This is a genomic window from Myxococcus sp. CA033, from assembly GCF_013336625.1.
Lineage (GTDB): Bacteria > Myxococcota > Myxococcia > Myxococcales > Myxococcaceae > Myxococcus > Myxococcus llanfairpwllgwyngyllgogerychwyrndrobwllllantysiliogogogochensis.
In genome coordinates, this window is sequence record NZ_JABUMU010000031.1 from 123,515 (window position 1) to 143,900 (window position 20,386).

At 68.3% G+C, this 20,386-nt stretch carries 19 protein-coding genes and 1 pseudogene; 5 read left to right on the top strand and 15 right to left on the bottom strand.

Going from position 1 to position 20,386, the window contains the following annotated elements:
* Positions 1-91 precede the first annotated feature (91 nt).
* From HUA78_RS41510 to HUA78_RS41520, 3 genes are all read left to right on the top strand, one after another.
* Positions 92-1,594, top strand: coding sequence for an HAD-IG family 5'-nucleotidase (locus tag HUA78_RS41510; RefSeq protein ID WP_174478725.1), 1,503 nt, complete (start codon positions 92-94; stop codon positions 1,592-1,594).
* A 149-nt stretch (positions 1,595-1,743) separates the two neighbouring features.
* Positions 1,744-2,205, top strand: a complete 462-nt coding sequence (locus HUA78_RS41515; protein WP_371745788.1) for a hypothetical protein — start codon at positions 1,744-1,746, stop codon at positions 2,203-2,205.
* 199 nt (positions 2,206-2,404) lie between these two features.
* A complete protein-coding gene (locus tag HUA78_RS41520) occupies positions 2,405-2,707 on the top strand; it encodes a hypothetical protein (protein WP_141646167.1) in 303 nt (100 codons plus the stop codon).
* Between the two features lie 87 nt (positions 2,708-2,794).
* On the opposite strand, the gene HUA78_RS41525 is transcribed toward HUA78_RS41520, so the two are convergent.
* The 10 genes and pseudogenes from HUA78_RS41525 to HUA78_RS41565 form a co-directional block, all read right to left on the bottom strand.
* The gene (locus HUA78_RS41525; RefSeq protein WP_246137539.1) at positions 2,795-3,475 is read right to left on the bottom strand and encodes a DUF1361 domain-containing protein; all 681 of its coding nucleotides are present in this window, start codon (positions 3,473-3,475) and stop codon (positions 2,795-2,797) included.
* A gap of 232 nt (positions 3,476-3,707) precedes the next feature.
* On the bottom strand, positions 3,708-4,349 hold the full coding sequence (locus HUA78_RS41530) for a hypothetical protein (RefSeq protein ID WP_174478726.1): 642 nt from the start codon (positions 4,347-4,349) through the stop codon (positions 3,708-3,710).
* 337 nt (positions 4,350-4,686) lie between these two features.
* Complete coding sequence (locus tag HUA78_RS41535; RefSeq protein ID WP_254624192.1) at positions 4,687-5,460, bottom strand: hypothetical protein; 774 nt, start codon at positions 5,458-5,460, stop codon at positions 4,687-4,689.
* Between the two features lie 38 nt (positions 5,461-5,498).
* Positions 5,499-6,860, bottom strand: coding sequence for a DUF4150 domain-containing protein (locus tag HUA78_RS41540; RefSeq protein WP_174478728.1), 1,362 nt, complete (start codon positions 6,858-6,860; stop codon positions 5,499-5,501).
* Positions 6,857-7,909 (bottom strand): 3-oxoacyl-ACP synthase, encoded by a 1,053-nt coding sequence (locus HUA78_RS41545; protein WP_174478729.1) that lies wholly within the window; start codon positions 7,907-7,909, stop codon positions 6,857-6,859. The genes HUA78_RS41540 and HUA78_RS41545 overlap by 4 nt, the downstream gene beginning before the upstream one ends.
* Entirely contained in the window at positions 7,906-8,928 is a 1,023-nt protein-coding gene (locus tag HUA78_RS41550; protein ID WP_174478730.1) for a DUF2169 domain-containing protein, read from the bottom strand. Before HUA78_RS41550 ends, HUA78_RS41545 begins: the two co-directional genes overlap by 4 nt.
* Before the next feature lie 6 nt (positions 8,929-8,934).
* On the bottom strand, positions 8,935-10,224 hold the full coding sequence (locus HUA78_RS41555) for a TIGR02270 family protein (protein ID WP_174478731.1): 1,290 nt from the start codon (positions 10,222-10,224) through the stop codon (positions 8,935-8,937).
* 308 nt (positions 10,225-10,532) lie between these two features.
* Positions 10,533-10,877: pseudogene (locus HUA78_RS47910) on the bottom strand (transposase); the annotation flags it as partial.
* A gap of 620 nt (positions 10,878-11,497) precedes the next feature.
* Entirely contained in the window at positions 11,498-12,490 is a 993-nt protein-coding gene (locus HUA78_RS41560; RefSeq protein ID WP_371745789.1) for a DNA gyrase subunit B, read from the bottom strand.
* Between the two features lie 216 nt (positions 12,491-12,706).
* A complete protein-coding gene (locus HUA78_RS41565) occupies positions 12,707-13,894 on the bottom strand; it encodes a trypsin-like serine protease (RefSeq protein ID WP_254624193.1) in 1,188 nt (395 codons plus the stop codon).
* A gap of 110 nt (positions 13,895-14,004) precedes the next feature.
* Between HUA78_RS41565 and HUA78_RS41570 the strand changes: the two genes are divergently transcribed.
* Positions 14,005-14,511, top strand: a complete 507-nt coding sequence (locus HUA78_RS41570; protein ID WP_174453795.1) for a GNAT family N-acetyltransferase — start codon at positions 14,005-14,007, stop codon at positions 14,509-14,511.
* A 22-nt stretch (positions 14,512-14,533) separates the two neighbouring features.
* Here the strand turns inward: HUA78_RS41570 and HUA78_RS41575 are convergent, their stop codons facing one another.
* From HUA78_RS41575 to HUA78_RS41590, 4 genes are all read right to left on the bottom strand, one after another.
* Positions 14,534-15,094: a hypothetical protein gene (locus HUA78_RS41575; protein WP_174453794.1), complete on the bottom strand. Its 561-nt coding sequence runs from the start codon at positions 15,092-15,094 to the stop codon at positions 14,534-14,536.
* 12 nt (positions 15,095-15,106) lie between these two features.
* Complete coding sequence (locus HUA78_RS41580; RefSeq protein ID WP_141646162.1) at positions 15,107-15,487, bottom strand: hypothetical protein; 381 nt, start codon at positions 15,485-15,487, stop codon at positions 15,107-15,109.
* 3 nt (positions 15,488-15,490) lie between these two features.
* Positions 15,491-16,384, bottom strand: coding sequence for a hypothetical protein (locus HUA78_RS41585; protein ID WP_174478733.1), 894 nt, complete (start codon positions 16,382-16,384; stop codon positions 15,491-15,493).
* 157 nt (positions 16,385-16,541) lie between these two features.
* Positions 16,542-17,351 carry a CheR family methyltransferase gene (locus tag HUA78_RS41590; protein WP_174478734.1) on the bottom strand — a complete coding sequence of 270 codons (810 nt, stop codon included), beginning with the start codon at positions 17,349-17,351 and terminating at the stop codon, positions 16,542-16,544.
* A 184-nt stretch (positions 17,352-17,535) separates the two neighbouring features.
* Between HUA78_RS41590 and HUA78_RS41595 the strand changes: the two genes are divergently transcribed.
* Positions 17,536-19,623: a M3 family metallopeptidase gene (locus HUA78_RS41595; RefSeq protein WP_217442799.1), complete on the top strand. Its 2,088-nt coding sequence runs from the start codon at positions 17,536-17,538 to the stop codon at positions 19,621-19,623.
* A gap of 31 nt (positions 19,624-19,654) precedes the next feature.
* On the opposite strand, the gene HUA78_RS41600 is transcribed toward HUA78_RS41595, so the two are convergent.
* Positions 19,655-20,386 (bottom strand): R3H domain-containing nucleic acid-binding protein (locus tag HUA78_RS41600; protein ID WP_305798552.1); only part of this gene is annotated, 732 nt, incomplete at its 5' end.

Here is a 20,386-nt window from a genome sequence, read left to right on the forward strand (position 1 = left end):
ACGGCAGGGGCGCGGAGCTTGTGCGCGGCAGGCGACGAGGCCGAAGACAGGCATCGACTTTTGGCGCGGGACGGGGCAAGCCAGGACTCCTATGCGCCCGCAACCTTCCGGTCCCCCGCCCGAGCGGGGCCTGTTCTGCAACCGCACCCTCAACCTGCGCGCCATCAAGGCCGTGGGCTACGACATGGACTACACGCTCATCCACTACCGCGTAGAAGCGTGGGAACGCCGCGCGTACGAGCACATCCGAGACAGGCTCGTGGCGCAGGGCTGGCCCGTGGGTGACCTCCAGTTCGACCCGGCGCTCGCCATCCGGGGCCTCATCATCGACACGGAGAAGGGCAACCTGCTCAAGGCCAATCGCTTTGGCTTCGTGAAGAAGGCCCTGCACGGCACGCGCTCCATGGACTTCATCTCCCAGCGCGACGAGTACTCCCACACCGTCATCGACCTGCACGAGCGCCGGTGGGTGTTCCTCAACACGCTCTTCTCGCTGTCGGAGGCGTGTCTCTATTCGCAGTTGGTGGACCGGCTGGACGCGGGGCAGCTACCGGGGCCCATGGGCTACGCGGACCTCTACGAGCACGTGCGGAAGAACCTGGACGCCACGCACATGCAGGGTCAGCTCAAGGCGGAAATCATCGCCGACCCGGAGCGCTACGTGCTGGATGACCCGGAGACGCCGCTGGCGCTCCTGGACCAGAAGAACGCGGGCAAGAAGCTCCTGCTCATCACCAACAGCGAGTGGGCCTACACCGAGCCCATGATGCACTTCGCCTTCGACAAGCACCTGCCCGCGGGCATGACGTGGCGGCAGTTGTTCGACGTGGTGATTGTGTCCGCGCGCAAGCCGGAGTTCTTCACCACCCGCTCCGCGCTCTTCGAAGTCGTGGAGACCCAGGGCGAGGCGCTGCTTCGTCCGCACTCCGCCGGCCCCTTCAAGGCGGGCACGCCGTACTTCGGCGGCAGCGCCCTGGAATTGGAGCGCCACCTGGGCATGAGCGGCGACGAGATTCTCTACGTCGGCGACCACATGTTCGGCGACGTGCACGTGTCCAAGAGCGCGCTGCGCTGGCGCACGGCGCTCATCCTCCGCGAGCTGGAGGACGAGGTGCGCGCCATCGCCGGCTTCCGCGCCACCGAGGTCCGGCTCGCCGAGCGCATGGTGCTCAAGGAGAAGCTGGAGTGGGAGAGCTGCCAACTGAGGCTGGAGCTCCAGCGGCGCCGAGCGGACTACGGGCCCCGGACGGAGGCCCCCCCGGAGACGGAGCTGGTGAGCCGGCTGGGCGAGCTGCGTGAGTCCCTGGAGGCCCTGGACGCGGAGCTGGGCCCCATGGCCCGGGCCGCCACCGAGCTGTCCAATCCCATCTGGGGCCTGCTCACCCGCGCGGGCAACGACAAGAGCCACCTGGCCCGCCAGGTGGAGCGCTACGCGGACATCTACACGTCACGCGTGTCCAACTTCCTGTTCGCCACGCCCTTCGTGTACCTGCGCAGCCCGCGCGGCAGCCTGCCGCACGACCCGAGCCTCCCCGGCGGCACCCCCGTCTTCCCCGCCACCGACAGCGGCGGCGGCATGGCGGACGCCGAGTAGCCAGGCGCGCCCGGGCCTGCCTGCCTGCTCAGGCAGACAACCCAGGTGCGCGGAATCACTGGATTTTCGTTCAGTACCCCTGAACGAGGGGCGGGCAGGCATTTCCCCTCTGAAAGGCCGTGTCAGACCCCCCAGCTAAGAGTTGGGGGGTGAGCCACTCGAACCAGAACAGCTCTTCAACGCGCGTGCTCGAGCAGCGGAACCTGCTCGGAGGGATGGACCTCAAGCCCGTGCTCGGCCGTGGAGGGCGCAGGCGCGCCCGCAGCTTCCATGTCGCCACGGAGAAACGGGTGGGCTTCGCCGCGGCGCTGGCGCTGGTGGTGGCGCATGGCCGCGAGAAGGCCAAGGAGATTGGCGTCACGTCGCTCAAGCAGTGCCCGCGCTGCGACCACGTGGGCCCCACGGAGCAGGACTTCGGCTACCGCATCATGCGCGGTGAGCGCCGTCCCCAGTCCTGGTGCCGGGGCTGCCGGGGGCTGCACCTGGAGACCGAGGCCAGCGAGTCCACGCAGACGACCAGCGTCTCGCACGGCGAGGAGGGCTGGCTGTTTCCGCCCGAGACGACGACCAGCACCCGCCCGCCCCGGCGTGGCAAGCGCTCGTCGACGTGAAGCAGGCGGTTTGAAGTCTTCCGCCGAGGGCAGCGGGTTCCAGGCTCCGGGTCGACCCCGTGGCCGGGCCCTCTCCCTCGGGGGGACGACGGAGCGGCTGGGCGGCTTCCAAGCACGGAGCACAGCCCCTGCTTCCGTCCCTGGAGGGGGTTGGAAACGCCGTGGCTCCGTCCTTACCTCACCAGGGAAGGAGGGCATCATGGCGGTTCGGACCAAAATGGCGGGAATGAAGAACAAGCGACGGGTGGCCTCGGCGGACGAAGCGCAGCCCAACGTCCAGGCCAGCCACGGGCGGAAGACACTCCCTCGAGATGAGGCGGCCGCGCTGCGCCGCACGAAGAACCTGTCGCGAGTGACGCTCGGCCCCGCGGCGGAGTCACATGAGCCCAAGAGCCAGCAGCGGCGGCGCACGTCGCTGAACGGGCGCAAGAAGGCGCCCAGCGAGATGGCCATCAAGCATCGGGGCGGGCCGCGCAATCGCGCGCGCCTGCACGGCGGCTGACACCCCAACCAGGGCCTCTTTCCACGGCCACACCGCCCCGTCCGGAAGCACCGGGCGCGGGCGGTGTCGTCGTTTCAGGGGCGGACTTCAGCTCACGGCGCGCTGGCGGCGCAGGCGGGTGACGAAGGCCTCGAAGGCGACGTAGGACAAGGGCAGCAGCAGGGAGAAGGTGACGGTGAGGCCCGTCAGGTATGGGAAGGCCAGGGGCTCGCGCAGGTGGGCGCCGATGGACGCGAAGAGGCTTCCGGGGTCCGTGAGCACGTGCCAGCTGTTCCACCGCTCCACCCGGCCCAGGTAGATGCCATAGCCGCACAGGAGCGAGGTGACGCCGACGAAGGCCCAGGCGCCAAACCGGCCCCAGCGCTCCTCCAGCCACTGCTTCCATATCTCCAGGGACAAGAGGCCCAGCATCCACCCGGTGGCGGCGAACAGGGCGAGCAGGGCCGCGTCGAACCACAGCGGGACGACGGGCCGCTGGTGCAGGTGGATGAAGTCGGTGAGGAGGTAGGGCGCGTTGGGGAACAGCGCGAGCCAGCCGGCGGCGAGCGGCGCCAGCACCCAGCCGCGTCCGTGGCCCCGCACCATGAGCACCCGAGCGAACAGCGCGAGGGTGTAGGGGGCCCAGGCCAGGAACAGGTTCCACGCGAGGAAGGCGAAGCTGGCGCGCTCGCTCCAGTCGAGGCGGATGGCCAGCAGGCACGCCGCGAGGACGGTGCACAGCACCGCGGGCAGCAGGCCATGGCGACGCGACACGGACAGCAAGGACATGGGAGTGGACATGGCGTGCGGTGGCGGAGCCGCACCCCGTGGCCCGGGGACCACGGTGGGACGGCGCCAGGAGTGGATGTTGCCAGGGAGCTCCGACAGCGGAGCCCGTTGCCGTCGACCTTGAGCAATGCGTGGGCCAACGCCCTGTTCAGATGACCCCGTTCACGGAGGTTCGGTTCCCTTCTCGGCGGACGGCCGCGCGCGGGCCCGCTCTTCGAGGACTCCGTGGCCCTCAAGGGCCGGGCGGCCAGAGCGCGCTCACTCGAGGGTCCTCGGGAAGATAGACGACCCAGATGCGTTCGCCGGGGCGACGCTGGACATCCAGGGCGTGTGGGGACGGCATGTCACCGTGCAGCAGCTCACCGTGCACGGTGAAGACATACGCGAGCCGCGCCACGCTGCCCGCCTTCACGGACGGGACGAAGTCTCGCTCCACACGGGTGAGCTCCGCCGCCGCGGGCAGACCCCAGCGCAGCGCGCGCAATCGCTGACGCTGCTCGCGCCGGAGCGCCCGGGGCCAGGCCGTGCGCCGCAGCACCATCCCGAGCCCACCGAGGATGACGGCCGGCACACCCAGGGGCCGCAGGTAGGCCACCGCCACCGGCACCATCAACACGGCCACCGTGAGCAGGAAGGTGCCCAGCGCGTGCCGCGAGCTGCTCGCCGGACGCCACACGGCCTGACGCTGCGCCCGCGTGAGCGCACGCGGCGGCAAGGGCGGCGGTACTCCTCGGGCCGCGCGCAGGACTTCCGTCAAGGAGCCTCCACACTCCGCGCAGCGCTCCTCGGGGCCCACCAGGACGACATGCGCGCACGTCGGACAGACCAGACGCGCATCCACGGACTCCCGCGTCGGCTGGCCGTGTCGTTGCATAGCGCTGAATGGGAGCACCACCCCGTGCTCTCACGCAACCAGGCCAGGGGATGAAACCCCTGCGGAACTCGCAGCCTGGAGAGGGATGGCGTCGAACATGACGGTAATGCCCCCCCACGCCAGCAGTGGCCAAGGGGCGACCGTCCGCACAGGGGACAGGGCACGCCGACGGAGCAAGCCCGGCATCGACAAGGGAGGGGGAGCCTCGACAAGCTTTGACCAGGTTATCCGCACGTCCGCACCTCATGGTCACACCGGGCCATGAAAAGCGTGTCCTGACACGACTGGCAGGCGAAAGCACAGTTCTTCCGCCAGACACTGTGAAGGGCGGCCCTCGTCAACCACCGCTCAACTCATCCTCGTGGTCGCTGATGACTTCCTCCAGAATCCGCTGCTGTGCTTTGTCACGCGCACGCAACCTCAGTCCCGTACTTGGGATTGATGCTGTAGGCGCATCGATAAGGGCAATCGCGCCATACTCCGAATGCTCAAGAGGAATCACCGCCGACGAAGCCCCGAGTTCGGTGAGTGAGAATCCCAGGCGCGTGAGGAAGTCGTATGCCTTTGCCGGAACCTCGGGTTTCGACTCAAGGTCATAATACCGCGTCTGCTCCTTCGGTTCAGCTCCAAAGCCGACCCTGAATACAATGATCGTTCGTAGCCAGTCGGAGAAGGTCGGGAAGGGTTGCTCTACCTCACCCTTGCCGCGCACCAGGTCCTCTTCGTGAATGCGGATGATTGCCGCGTCACGTCCGTCGGGTGTTGGGCGGGTAAGTTCGAAGAAATCGTCCGTGTCGCGCCTCCCGGTAGTATTATATTCATCATCCTCGCCCATGGTGAACCTGAGATACCGGCGAGCATCAGGCCGCTCCCGTTGCAGGTCCTCGCGGTCCTCCAGCAGCGCCGAAATTGAAGTCGTGCCGTAATACGTCAACCGCAGGCTGCCAGTCGATGCGCCCATCGTCTCCAGGAAGTCGCGATACACGCGAGGCAGCGCGTTGAGTCCTCCGTGTGGCTTGGCTAAGGTGGCGATCTGGTCTGCCGTGGCCGGTTCGAAGCCCTGGGTGCTACCGGGCTTCCATCGCTCCATGAACGCGAGCAAGCCCAGCATCGACAAGGGAGGGGGGGCCTCGAGAAGATTTGACCAGGTCATCCGCACGTCTGCACCTCGAGGTCACACCGGGCCATGAAAAGCGTGTCTTGACACGACCGGCAGGAAGGCACGGTCTCCTCCGACTTGCGTCGCATATCAACGCGTTCCCCATCGGACTCGCCATCTCTACCCTCCTTGAGGGCAGCGACGACTGCCGCGACACTTGGAGGCTTCCAAGTCCCCGCCCCCTTGCCGTCAGGTCCCACAGCTCTATCCTTAGGTGGGGAGTATTCGGAGGGGCCGCGATAGAATACCGGGTAGGCCAACTTCCTTGCTCTGGGAAAGGCGAAGAACATCTCGGTCATTGAATTCGCGACGTGACCGCTCTTGCCGATGAGTTTGGCGCCTGCGCAAGTTCCAGGCTGGTTGTTGTAATCTGGTTCTTTGGCCGCGACGTTTTTCTTCGTGTCTCTCCACCGCTCTCTCAGCTTGTGAATCGCCTCGGCGTCTCCCGCCGCGCACCTTGGATTGATGGCCAAGAAGTCCTCCAGCGTGGCAGCCTCCCCAATGACTGTGCAACCGTGAGTCTCGGCGATGGCCATGAAGCCAGGAGGCACCTCACCACCCGACACCGCGGCGAATCTCTCGCCGTTGAGGCACACCATGATTCCAAACATGTATCCGGTGGAGTCCGCGCGTCGATGGTCCTCAAGTCCCTTGCGCTTCGCCTCGAGTTCCTGGATTTTTGCCCTTCGCTCATCCAGGGTCGCCTGTCTGGGCGGTGGATTCGTGCCCTCGAGAAGGCGCTTGAGTTGGGCTTCCTTCGTCATGATTTCCTGATGGACCTGGGCCCACTCGGACTCCCGCGCCTTGAGGTCCTTGAGAATCTTGTTGGCGATGGCGAGGCTTTGGCCTTCCTCTGTCTCTTGCCGCTCAATCACCGCATGGCTGTCCGCATCCTTCTGACAGATGATGCACGCGCCCTTGAAGTCGTCCGCATATGCGAAGCCCGTCCCGTTATGCCCATTCGACATGAACGTGGTATTGAATGAGTTGCCGTTGTGGAGCGTGACGTCGAGGTGGCGCACGACGCCTTTCCCCTCGATTCTCACGTCCACACTGCCGCTGCCCCAGGCCATCTTCCCCTTGAACTTGGAGGAGATGAGGCCGCCCGCCGTGCCCGGCTCGTCGCCCGAGCTGCTGCTCAACTCGGAGTCGACCAGTGCCACCGGGTGGCCGTTGATGGTGACGCTCGTGCTGCCGTTGATGAGCATGGAGTCCTGAGCGGAGTTGACGAAGGGGGTGGGCACCGGCCCTCCCGGCGTCGGTACCTTGCAGACGTCGGGTGCGGCCGAGGTGTGCGTGTTACCGCTCCCCTTGTGAATGATTGAGCGGCCATTTGCGTAGACTTTGCTCATGCTTCCTCCTTGGCGTTTCGAATCATCTCCACGACGCAGGCGCCGATGCGCCCACAGTCGGCACTGCCGTAGACGAGTGTCCTGCGTGCGACAGGCTGACGCCAGCGCGCCCGGTGCAGTGCCATGCCCAGCATGACGGGGCCCGCGCCGGCCCCCGCGTCCCCGAGTCCTTCACCCGCGACATGTACGCGCAGGGGCTCGGGCATGAAGGAGGCGTTGCGCAGGTAGGCGCGGGAGAATTCGGTCCCCCAGAAGGAGTCTCCGGGCTGGCAGGCCAGGACCGCGTCCACGCGCCGCGCGCCCGTTGCCGAGTCTCGCCGTAGGGCGTGGAGGGCTTCCGTCAGCCCCTCGGCCAGGCTGGGGCCGCGCTGTGAGAAGGGCCGGGGTTCCACGGCGAGGGCCGTGCCCAGCAGGACACCCGTGGCCTCGAGCTTCAGGGACTTGGGGGCGCCCGGACGCGCCAGGGCGACGAAGCCCGCCGCCTCCCCTGGAATTCGCCCGTCTGGATTCCGGCGTCCCAGGTGCAGTCGTGCCCTTGCCAGGGCCTCCAGCGACGCGCCGTCCGCCAGCGAGTCCACCGCGCCCACCAAGGCCAGGGCCCCAGCCCGGCCGGAGTGCAAGTCCTTCTGGGCGGAGGCCAGGGCTTCGAAGAAGGCAGCCCGCCCGGACGCGTGTGCCTGTACGAGTTCCAGCCGTCCCTCCGTCTCGGCCAGCAGTGCCTCCACCAGCGCCTCCTGCTCCACCGGGGCGCCCAGCCCCACCTCGGGCAATCCGAGGTACAGCGGCACCCATCGCCCAGGGGGGAGGGACTCCAGCAGCGGCCACACTCCGGCGAGGGCCTGCCGTGCCAGGGCCACCATGCGTTGGGTGCGAGTGACGGAGGACTCGAGGAGACTCAGCCGCGAGGCCCGCACAGGCTCGCCCATGTCGTCCAGCACCTCCGTCCGGGTGAAGCGCACGAGGCGGGCGCGCAGCGACGCCAGCGTCATGTGCGTCGAGGTGCCGACGGGCGTGCACAGGCCCAAGCCCACCACCTGCGCTCCACTCATGACGCGTCCTCCCCAGACTGCCAAAGCCGCACCACACTCACCTCATGTGTGGCCAGCTGCCGGTGCGCTGGAAACGTCGCGCGCCAAGTGAGGACGAGTCGGCGCTCCTCCGGCTCCAGTCGCACCGTGTCCAGCACCATGCGCCGCTTCTCCCTCCTTCCGGCGAAGATGCAACGCGCCACGAGCTGGTGCTCGGGAAGGGGGAAGGCCAGCGGGCCGTCGGGAGATACGCCCTCGAGTACCACCGGCTCACCGCCCCGCAGGTGAGTGGCGGCCCGCAGGCCGTCGGGGGCAGCGTGGAAGAAGCGCTCGTCGAAGTCCCGGGGCCAGAGGGGGGCACGTTTCTCCACCCAGGCCGCGTCATACGTCCCCGCCCAGCCCAGGCGCGGTTGCCAATGGCGCGCAACCGGGCCGAAGCCGCGGGGCGGTGGCCTGTCCGCCCAGCCACGCACGAGGGCCTCGGGGGCTTCAATGGACGGCAGGGGCTTGTCCAGCGCCTCCTTCGCGGTGGCATAGAAGCCCCGTCCCACGGGGTTGCGTGCCTCGTAGCCCGACGCCGTGGTGCCTCCGAAGGCGTACTCGTAGCGCAGGGGCAGTGACTCGAAGGGCAGCGCGTCCGAGGCGCTCAGCCCCATGAGGTTGCGGTACCAGACGCGCGTGCCGGTAATGGTGGCCTGCTTCGCCAGCGCGCCCACTCGCACCGTCACCTGCGTACGCGTCACCTTGCGGCCTCGGGGCGCCCAGGCCAGTCCGTGCAGCAGCACGTCCGTGCCGGGCCGCGTGTAGGCGGACTGCGACTCGTAGCGCAGGCTCGACTTCTCCGGCGCGCCCCAATACGTGTCCGTGGTGGCGGGCTGCTGTTGCTCCTCGCATACCGCCAACGGTGCGTCCAAGGCGCGCCCGGGTGGAGGCAGGACGAAGCTGCCGGCGACAACGAGGACGAGGCACTCCTCTGCCTCCTTCGTCAGCGACAGGAAGTCAGTGGCCGCGAAGGGCGTGAGGTTTTCGAGGGCGGGCATGGGACGTCAGCGCAGGGTGGAAGCCAGGGGCGTGCTCTTCATTCGGGCGCATGTGCCACGGGCCTGCGCAATGGCTGTGCGTTGGCGGTGGGTGGAGGCCCGCGTGGGAATGACGTGCTGCCCGCGAGTCCGGATGGCCAGCTCTCTCGCCAGCACGTGCCGCCGCCGCATGGGGCTGGACTCCAGGGCCTCCAGCAGGACGGGGCCGCTGAAGGGCTGGCCCAGCAGGTAGCGCTGGCCCTTCACGAAACGGCCGCGTGCCGTTTCCCACCACGCGCGCACGGCAGTCACCTCCGGCCAGGGAAGGTCATCCTCGGGATGGCGTGTGAGGTCCGCGCCCGGCTCCTCCGATTCTTCGGGTGCCGGAGGCGCACCTTCAGGCCACTCTCCGGGAGGCAAGCAATAGGGCCCCTCCAGCCGCAGGCCCGTCATGGCCGAGAAGGCTTCCCCGGCGAGTCGTGCCACCGAGGCGTTCTCGGTGAGTGCCAAGCAGGCCTCCATGGCCACCACCCGCCCGCTGAAGCCCAGTGCCCAGAGCGTCCGCGACTGAAGCTCGGGTGTCTTCAGCAGCGTCACCAGCAGCGCCGTGTCCTCCTCGTCGCCGCCCAGGGAAAGCAACTCCAGGGTCTCCGGGGCATGTGCGCTCGGGCGCCGCACCGCCTCGCGGCACGCCTCCCAGGCCCCGCGCACGCCAGAGGCCAGTCCCGCCTCCATGGCCGCCACGCGGCTGCCGGGGTGCGCGGAGTCCAGCAGCGCGGGCAGCCACCTGCGCGCGGACTCCTCCGACAGCGGCCGGGCCCCATGCAGGGCGGCCATCCGCGCACGTGGCTCGTCATGAAGAACGAAGCGCTCCAATACCTCGACAGCAGCTTCTCGCCGGAAGGCCAGCACCCCCAGGGCGTGGACCTGGAGGTCAGCGTCTCCCAGCTTCAGCAACGCGATGAGCGCGGGGCCCAGTCCGGGCGCCTCACTGACTTCCAAGGCGCGGCTCATCGCGGTGCGTGTCTCCGCGTTGCCCTCGCGCAGTCGCACCAGCACCTCGTCCACCTTCCCGAGGGACAGCAGCGCATACGTGGCGGCGGAGATGAGCGCCTGCTCCTCCGAGTCAAAGGCGGGACGCACCACGGTGTCGAGCGCGGCCTCTTCCTCCAGTCCTTCCAGGTGGGCCAGCAAGCGCTCCTCGCGCTTCGCCGTTTCCTCCAACGTGAAGTCCGGGGCCACCAGCGCTCGCTCCCACTGTGTCCACCGAAAGGCTGCCTCGTCGAGGTGCTCCTCCCACACGTCCACCAACACCATGGTGCCTTCCCCCTCAAGAGTCCTCGAAGCATAGCGTTACGGGCTGACACGCATTGACGAAGACCTTGGTGCTTCTCTCGTGGCGGGCTCGTGCCTGTGAGTCCTTGCCGCGCGAAACGGCGTGTCTTGTACTGGCTTGCGCGGGCTGTGGCAACAGGCGTGTCCCAGCGGTGTTCAGTCGCATGGAACCGCAAAGCCGCAATGAAGGAACCATCCCTCCACAGCACGCTGGGTGATGGCTTTGGCGGCCTTGAGGACAGCCGCCTTGAGAGTGCGGACGGTGCGGGCAGCCAGCTTGCGCAGCAGTCCTTCACCTCGCTCCAGCACAGTTCGATGGGGTTCAAGTCGGGGCTGTAGGGAGGGAGGTACAAGGCGTCGGCCCCGACAGCGCGAATCGCTTCCTTGACGCCCGTGGCGTGGTGCGCGCCCAGGTTGTCCATCACCACGAGGTCACCAGGACGGAGCACCGGCACCAGGTAGCCGTTGACGAAGGCGAGGAACACCGCCCCCGACGTGCCGCCCTCCACTGTCATGAGGGCTTCCACTCCGTCCAGAGTGAGGGCGCCAATCATGGTGAGCACCTTCCCTCTGTTCCTGGGGACATGCCCCACCACTCGCTCTCCAATGGGAGCCCAGCCATGCGCGCGTGCCATGCTGGTGTGGCTGCATCCGTCCCAGGGTGGGCCGACTCACGGGGCGACCCAGGTGCTTGCTCACGAGGACGTCGAGTTCCGCGAGCGTCGCGTCCTGGTGTTCGTCCACCAGGGCCTTTACCCGAGGCAACTCCTCGTCAGCGACGCGCTTGGGCATGCGCCCGCCATGGGGGCGCGGATGCACCTGAGTAGGTCCGCGCTACGTCGAGCAGGTGGTGGGCGAAAGCCACCTGCATTCGCTTCGTCTTGGACAGCCCGTCCTTTCGGCGTGTCTGGGTACGGCTGCCATACAGACGGTTGGTGACTTCGCCCGTCACGACGTTGACGGAGGCAAATGAGGGGATGTTTCAGGCCGTCAGGAACAACGACGCCTCGCCGTCACTCTGAACTGAGCGCGCCCGTCCGAAAAGGTCCTACACGCTCATCAATGACGGTTCGAGTCCGTCCACCCCCACTTGTTTATGGGGGTGACGCCGCGGGTGCGGCACCTGATTCGTAATCAGACTCAAACGGCTTGTTCACTCGGGCGCGCTCAAGCCTCCCCCTTCGTGTCACCTCATCCCACGGACGACCCACCGCTTCGGTGCGGGCTCGGGCGTCGCCGTGGACCGAGCCCCGACTCAGCCCCGAGGCACTCCCGACAGCTCCAGCACCCGTGACTCCAGGTCCGGATGACTCGCGAGCGACTGTTCGACCCAGGTCGAGACGAGCTGGGCCACGTCGGCCTTCGCCTCCGGATTCGCCAACTGCTCTTGCGTGGGCCCGTGCCACACGGTGTGGGGCACGACGAGTTCCAACACGGCCGTGAGGTGTCGCAACAACGCCGCATCCGTGAAGGACAGCGCCTCCTGCTCGGGTCCTCGGGCCTTCATCCTGGCGCGCAGGGCCTTGCGCAAGCCGAGCACGAGCCCGTCATGGTGCGTGCCATCGAGCGTGCATTCGCGCAGGTTCGCCCACGACACCACCCCGTGGCCAAGGGCTTCGCCCCACTGAAGCGCGAGCCGCACCCACGTCGTGCCTGCCTGCCCCTCGAAGCTCCAGGGTACATGGATGGGGCGAGAGGGCTCGGAGAGTTCGGCGCAGAAGTCCGGGAGCCCTCGCTCACGAAGGTAGCGCTCGTCCAGCCCTGACACTTCGTCGCGGAGGTGCCAGGTGATGCCCGCGTGAAAAGCCGAAAACGACGCGAGCCTCGCCCTCAACCACTTCAAGGGGAATCGACGGGGCGGCTCGAAGACGGTGGCGTCTGGAGTGAACCTGATGTGGAGGCCCGTGCCGGCAGCGGACGCCGCCGAGCCGGACACGTCGGAGTGTGGCTCCCCCTGGGAAAGCCCCTCGCGGAAACGCTGACGCCAGCGCTGCCCTTCCGCGCATACGACGACCTCGAGCGACGAGGCGAGCGCGTTGACGACTCCCAGGTCCACGTAGGGGACCGGGAAGATGACTCCTCTGGGCATTCCAGGCTGCCGCTTCGCATCGATGTCGAAGTTCACGAACGTGAGCCACCGCCCGACATCCACGATGGGCGACGTGCCAGGAGGCAGGGGCCATGGCCAGCCATCAAAGGAAATCCCACAGGAGCCATCCGCGCCCAGGGACAGTGAGATCTCCCGCACCCGCCCCTCCCTTCCCGCGATGACCCCCAGGAAGAGGAGGGACTCTGCGAGCCGGGTCAATCCAAATTCCAGCGTGTCGCCGACATACATCCCTGGCCGCCGACGTATCGCGTGGCGCAATTCCTCTCCGCTGTGGCTCATGTCTGGACAATACCAGACACGGCTCCAGGACTCAGGTGCCCATCGCCCGCGGCGCGCGATTTTCGAGGGCCAAAATCAACGCCGCCGCTTGACTCCCGCCAGCGCCAACACCCCGAGAATCACGAGCCCTGGAGCACTGGAACAGCCTCCCCCGGAGGCCTCGTCCGGTGCCTCGGGCTCGGGGTCGGGGGGCAGGGGAGTGCAGGGTGTGAAACAACGACAGGCGTCGTCTCCCTCCGACTCCAACCGGGCGCAGAGCCCTCCCGCTCCACACGCGGAATCCTCGGTGCAGGTCGCACCGAATGAGCCCTCTCGCAGGGCGGGCAGGAGGCAGCGACCTGGGGCTCCCTCCGTCGCGACACAGGTGAGTCCGGAGGGGCACTCGGCGTCTCGCTCGCAGGCTTCACGGCACAGCGCCTCGGGCTGAAGCGTGGGCTCCGGCGCCGGTGGAGCGCTCGCGAGAAACGGGCGGATGAAGTCCTCCAGCAACGCATCCACTCGCACGTTGACGGCTTCGGCACGACAGGCCACGTCACCGCTCACGGTCAGCCCGATGAGGACTCCGTCGCTCGCGAGCACGGGGCCTCCGCTGTCACCCACGCAGCTCATGCCCGGTGCGGGACCTGCTCGAAAGGCGGCGGGCTCCACGCTCGTCACCTGGAGCGTGCCCTGGCGCCGACGGCCCGACGGCGCATTCGCGTCCTTCGTGTCGCCATACCCCACGGCTCGCACGTGCGTGCCCACGGACATGGACACACCGACAGCGGGAAGAGGCACGGGCGCGACATCGACTGGAGCAGCCAGTCGCAGCAGCGCCGCGTCGTAGGCGTGGGTGCTCGGCACATAGCTCGGATGGATGGTCGCTCGAGAGACGCGGATGAAGCGGCCCGAGACCTCCGGCGTCGGCGACAACACCGTCCCGAAGAACACCTCGTGCGCCCCCTCCGCACCGAACAGGTCCAGACAGTGCGCCGCCGTCAGCACCACGTCCGGCGCGATGAGCACTCCCGAGCAGAGCAGCAACGGTGACTCGCCGCTACACCGTGTCCGGCGAGCGAGCAGTGCCACGGTGGCGACATCGTCGGGCGCGTCCGTGCCCTGGACGATGCGACGCGACACCTGGCCTGGAGGAACATCTCGCACCTCGGGCGCTTCCGAAACGGGCGCACACGCGACCAATCCCACCAGCACCAGCAACACCATGCGAGCAGGAGGACGGCCGCGACACGAGGAGAGGTGCGTCATGCTGAAACCAGGAGTCATGGCACGCCTCGATGTCGTCGTTCGACAGCGTTGGCTCGGTGGATGTGGCAATCGAGCATCAGTCGGTGCACGGTGACCTTTCCGGCGAAGCCCAGCCCCGAGGAACCCCGATGCCCTTGTCGATTCGACCCGAGACTCCCGCCGACAGCGCCACCATCGAGCGCCTCACCACCGCCGCGTTCCTGGACGCCCCGCACACGAGCCACACCGAGCAGTTCATCGTCAACGCGCTCCGACGGGCCGGAGTGCTGTCCGTGTCCCTGGTCGCGGAGGACGATGGTGTCATCGTCGGTCATGTCGCCCTCTCACCCGTTCGCCTCTCGTCCGGAGAGGAGGGCTGGTACGGCCTGGGGCCCATCTCCGTGCTGCCCGAGCGCCACGGCCAGGGCATCGGCGCCCGGCTCATGACGTCCGCGCTGGCTGAACTGCGCGCCCTCGGCGCCTCGGGCTGCGTGCTGCTCGGCGACCCGGCCTTCTACCAGCGCTTCGGCTTCCTGCCTCGACCGGGCCTGGTGCTGCCCGACGTGCCCGCCGAATACTTCCAGGCGGTCTCCTTCACCGGCCATTGGCCCGTCGCGCAGGTGACCTACCACGACGCGTTCAACGCGACGGAGTGAGCGACACCGCGGCGCAAGGCCCTCACGGAGCCGGGCGTCCTTCCCGAGCGGCCTCCGCCGCCGCCGCTTCGGTCAGCGTGCGGAGTTCCTCGCGCAGTCCCACCAGTCGACCATGGTGACGCTTGAGCAGGGTCTCGAGCTGGTGAACGCGCCCCGAGTCTCCCCGCGCCTCCGCCAGCTCCCGCTCGTGCTCCAGCCGCTCCACATCACGCCCCAGCAGCGCGGTGATGTGGGTCGTCTTCTCCAGCTTCCACTGCGCCGTCTGGGGCAACTCCGGCTGAAGCTCGTCATTCGTCTGCGGCGGAGGATTCGCCACCTCCGGCTCCGGCGCCACATCCCCGGGCCGCAGCGCCACCACGGTGGCGTCACGTGGAGCCGCCTGGGGCTCCGGAGGGGACTCGGGACGGGGCGCCGCCGCCGCCACGGTGGGAGTCGGCGCGGGCGATGACGGAGGCGGCGCGGAGGCAGCCTCCTCCATCACCTCGGGAGGCTCGGAAGGGGACGAGCGCCACAGCAGGCCCAGCGACACGGCCACGCCCAGCGCCACGGCCGCCATCAGCATCAGTCGGTATCGAGTCTTCATCGCTCGCCCTCTTCAGAAACGCACGCGCCAGCCGCCGGCCTGACGCTCCACGCGCAACAACCACGGCTCCTTGCCCACCTCGCCGTCACGCGCGATTCGCGCCCGCACCAGCACCGCGTCCGAATCCCGTCCGTCCAGCTTGGACTCGACGATACCGACAAGCGACAGGCCGTGCTCGTGCATCTCCCGCACGGCCTCCTCGCACGGACGCATGCTTCCCCCGGTGGCGAGCAGCGGCCCCAGCACCGCGCAGTCCTCCGAGGGAAGCGCCTCGAAGAAGCGCCGCACCGTCTCCTCCGCGGCCTCCGTCTTCGAGGCCGTGGACGAACACGCGAGCAGGGCCCACACGGCCCCGCTCACCCACACGCCCCTGCTGCCACGACGGATGCGCATGTCTCAGTAGCAGTTGGAGGCGAACAGCTCGTCGTCCGTGGCGGACACGAACTGGTCATCACACCAGGCGCTCGCCAGGACGTGGCCGTTGCGCACGCAGCCGTCGTGGTTCGTCGCATCCAGCGTGTACTGCGTGTCACCCCCACAGCCACCGCCGCAGCGGCCGAAGCAGTTGCCCATCACCTTCGGGCGGGACCAGTGGTCCGGCTCGCCGCACAGCCAGGAGCTGCCGCTCAGGTAGAACTCATCCCCGCCGCACGACGTGTGGTCACCGAGCTGGGCGATCTGCTGGTTGCCCGCGTAGCTGAAGCCACCCTTGTTGCAGTCGTGCTTCGCATACGAGTACCAGTTGTAGACGCCGCCGCAGCTGCCGGTGTTCTTGCCATTGCAGCGCGCATAGCTGCACAGCATGGTGTAGCCGCGTCCCTGCTCGCCCATCACCGTGCGCTGGAGCTCCACGGTGGACGGATGCTGCGCCCACAGGCCCACCGCGCGCCGCAGATACATCGCCTCTGGAGCCGCCGCGTCACCCGTGGGCAACTGGGCGCTCAGCGCGTCGTAGAACGCCGACAACAGCTCGCGGTCCGCGTCCGTCAACTGCGTGTCCGCCGCGCCCTCGTCCGCGAAGCCATCCATCGTCGACACACCACTGGCCGGGTCCAGCAGACCCGCGAGCGTCATTCCTCTCAGCCGCACCTCCAGCCGGTAGACACCGGGCTCCACCTCTCGCGCGGAGAAGGAAACCTCGCCTCCGTCCCGAGCGAAGGTGCCACGCGTGTCGCCCGTCTCCGAGGACAGCGTCAGCCCCTCCTGCCGAGACTGAACCGTCTCACCGCCGCCAGAACCACCACAGGCCCACAGCATCAACGTCGCGACCGCACAGAGCGCCTTGCGCATACCGTTGCATTCCCTCCGGCCAGGGGACTTGGCCCCGAAAGACAAGCGGTGGTACCGGGCGCTCCTCGCTCACTCAAGGCCGGGTGCGTCACGGCTCATCCATCCCCGCGTGAAACACCTGGATGTCTCACGGGTGCAGAGGGACCCGGCCCAGACTTCAGCGTGAGACAGGCACACGGAAGACTGGCAGCGCACCCGCGACGCGCTCCAGGTCCACACCCCCTTCCGGAAGGGACTCCCGGGTGCCGATGACGAGCAATCCTCCTGGCGCGAGCCGAGCCACGAGCCCCGCGAGCACCTCGCGCTGGAGCGACGGCGCGAAGTACGTGAAGGCGACGTTGCGACACAACACGAGCTGGAACGGCCCCTCCTGCATGCGGGCTCGCAAGTCTTCATGGAGGAAAATGAGACCGTCACGGTACTCGGGGGTGAGACATGGTTCGGTGTCGGAGCCAGGAAAGGCTTCGGTCCGCCAGTCGGCCGGAAGCTCGCGCAAGGTGCCTCGCGGATAGCAGCCCTTTCGGGCCCGGGCGAGCAGGGCCCCGTCAGCCTCCGTGGCGACCAGCTCCAACCGCGCCCGCGGAAAGCGCGGCAGGAGGCCCCGCCGGAAGAGGATGCTCACCGTGTAGGGCTCCTCGCCGGAGGCACAGCCCGCGCTCCAGACTCGCAACACGGGGGACGACTGGAGGAGCGCGGGGAGCAGCTCGTCCCGCAGCGCATCGAAGACGCGCGCGTCGCGGTAGAAGCGGGAGATGGTGACGCGACAGAGCGCGTCCAGCACGGCCCACTCCTCCGGGTCCGACTCCAGCCGTTCGCGATACGCGGCGAGGTGCGGGAGCCCCAGCGCATGGAGCCTTCGGCCCAGGCGCTTGCAGACCTGCCCGCGCACCCGGTGGAACCCCTCCAGCCGCAATCGCAGCCGGGGCGCGGCCCACCGCAGCAGCTCCGTGCAGTCGTCGTCCTTCACCGCGCGCTCCCGCTCATGTGTCCACTCTCCAACCCCGTCACCGTCACCACCACCGTATGCCTCCTACCCGCGCTGGCGAGCCCACCCGGAGAATGTCAGGCACGCCGGGGGACGGGCGAGCGAAGCAGGCCGGGATGTGGCATGACGCTCCGGCGTTTGCGTTGGAACCTGGAGGAATCTGCCCTTGAAGAGACTCACTGCGCTCACCCTGTCGGCGGCCCTGGCGGCGGTCGGCTGTACGCATGGCACCGCGGCCACCGAGCCGACCACCCCTCCCGAGCAGGCCGCCGCGCCCGCCGCGCCCGTTCAGGAGGCCGCGCCCGCCCCACAGCCGCTTCCTCCGCCTCGCACGGCCGACGTGCTCTCCGGCACCGCGGAGGCGTTCAGCGCCGCGTGCACCGCCGACATCGAGCGGGCCCAGGGCCAGATCACGGCGCTGAAGAAGCTGGACGCGCGCAAGGACGGCAAGGCGGTGCTCGCGGCGTATGACGAGGCGACGGGTTCGCTCGTCTCCGCGGCCAACCGCTCCAGCCTCGCCCGCGAGGTCCACCCGCTGCCGGCCTTCCGAGACTCCGCCCGCGAGTGCGAGCAGCGCGTGGACACCACCAACGTGGATATCTCGCAGGACCGCGGCGTCTATGACGCCCTGTCCGCCGTGGACCTGTCGCAGGCGGACGGGCCGACGAAGTACTGGATGGAGCGCACGCTGCTGGACTTCCGTCGCGCCGGCGTGGACCGCGACGAAGCCACGCGCGCCAGGGTGAAGTCGCTGAACGAGGAGTTGCTCAAGCTGGGCCAGCAGTTCGGCAAGAACATCGCCGAGGGCGTGCGCCAGGTGTCCCTCACGCCGAAGGAGCTCAACGGGCTGCCCGAGGACTACGTGAAGACGCACCCGGTGGGGAAGGACGGCAAGGTGGTCATCACCACCAACTACCCGGACTACTTCCCCTTCATGACGTACGCGAAGGACGGCAAGGCGCGCGAGAAGCTGTGGCGCACCTACCGTCAGCGCGCGTTCCCCGGCAACCAGGAGGTCCTGTCGCAGCTCATCGCCAAGCGCTACGAGCTGGCCACGCTGCTGGGCTATCCGAGCTGGGCCGCGTACACCACCGAGACGAAGATGACGCGCACGCAGCAGGCGGCGTCGGACTTCATCGACCGGCTGGCGGCGGCCACCCAGGCGCGCGCGAAGCAGGAGTTCGCGGACCTGCTGGCCCGCAAGAAGAAGGACGTCCCGGGCGCCAAGACGCTCGAGCCGTGGGACCAGGACTACTACGAGGACCGGCTGCGCGCGGAGCGCTTCGGGTTCGACTCGCAAGAGGTGCGGCCCTATCTGGAGTATGGCCGGGTGAAGGCGGGGGTGATGGACATCACCTCGCGCATCTGGGGGATTACGTACCGCCGCGCCGACGACGCGAAGGTGTGGCACCCGGAGGTGGAGGCCTATGACGTGCTCGAGGGGAGCACGCTCCTGGGCCGCATCTACCTGGACATGCATCCGCGCGACGACAAGTACAAGCACGCGGCGCAGTTCGACCTGGCGTCGGGTCAGGCCGGCAAGCGGCTGCCGGAAGGCACCCTGGTGTGCAACTTCGCGCGGCCAGGCGAGCTGATGACGCACGACGAAGTGGAGACGTTCTTCCACGAGTTCGGCCACCTGCTGCACGCGGTGTTCTCCGGCAAGCAGCAGTGGAGTGGCATCACCGGCATCCGCACGGAGTGGGACTTCGTGGAGACGCCGTCGATGCTGCTCCAGCAGTGGGCGGGCAATCCGCAGGTGCTGAAGGAGTTCGCGAAGCACCACCAGACGGGGGCTGCGATTCCCGCGGAGATGGTGGAGAAGCTGAACGCGTCGAAGGAGTTCGGCAAGGGCCTGTGGGCGCGGCGGCAGCTGTTCCTGTCGGCGGTGAGCCTGGATTACTACTCGCGCAAGCCGGGCTTCGACACGACGACGGCGCTGGTGGAGCAGCAGACGAAGCTCAGCCCGTTCAAGCACGAGCACCGTCCGGGCACGCACTTCGAGCTCGCCTTCGGGCATCTGGATGGGTACTCGGCGGCGTACTACACGTACCTGTGGTCCTCGGTCATCGCGAAGGACCTGGAGACGGAGTTCCAGAAGAACGGGTACCTGGACCGTGAGACGGCGATGAAGTACCGCCGCACCGTGCTGGAGCCCGGTGGCTCCAAGCCCGCCGCGGAGCTGGTGAAGGACTTCCTCGGCCGCGACTACGGCTTCGAGGCGTACCGCGCCTACGTGGACGCGGCGAAGTAGCCACACGAGATGTTCTTGGGGAGCCCGTGTGTCACGGGCTCCCCTCGTGGTCTTCCTTCGCGAGCGCGGCTTCGACTTCCGCTCCCAGCGGGTAGATGACCAGGTGCCGCGAGGGCTCGCTGCCGTGGCTCACCGCTTCCAGCGGATAGCGGCTCACCAGGCGATGCTGGAGCTTGCGCACCCGGGACTGGCGCGGCGACAAGGCCACCGAGATGCCTTCACCCAAGGCCCGCTTCACCGCGTGCTCGGCCTCCGCGATGGCGTCTCGGACTTCTTCCTCGTCCACGCCCTCCAGCACGTTGAAGAAACCCTTCAGCGCCCGACGCAACTCCGTCGAACTGGCGCGCTTCACCGCTTCCACCCGCGCGCCCGTCTTCGCCACCACCCGTCGCATCCTCGGATCGTTCGCGCGTGAGCGCAGCGTCACCACCAAGTCCGCGGACTCCAGCCGACTCACCAACCGGACCTCCACCGGCAGCTCGCGCAGCACCCGGAGCAGCAGGTCTCGATTCACGCCGTGCGGATAGAGGCGCGTGAGCCCCTTGGGCTCCTCGGCGGGCCATGCGTCGTGGGAGTCGTCGGCACGGCGCGGAGCGAAGCGCGTGGGCCGTGACGCGGGAGGCATCGAGGCGCCCATCGTGCTCCGAGATTCCGGCGAGCCGATACCCAGCGCAGTGACGCCAGCTCGCGTGTGACGCTCGGCATCCGCTTCCGTGAGCGGAGTGGGGGGCGCGGCGGATTGCTCCGTCTCGGCATGAGCGGC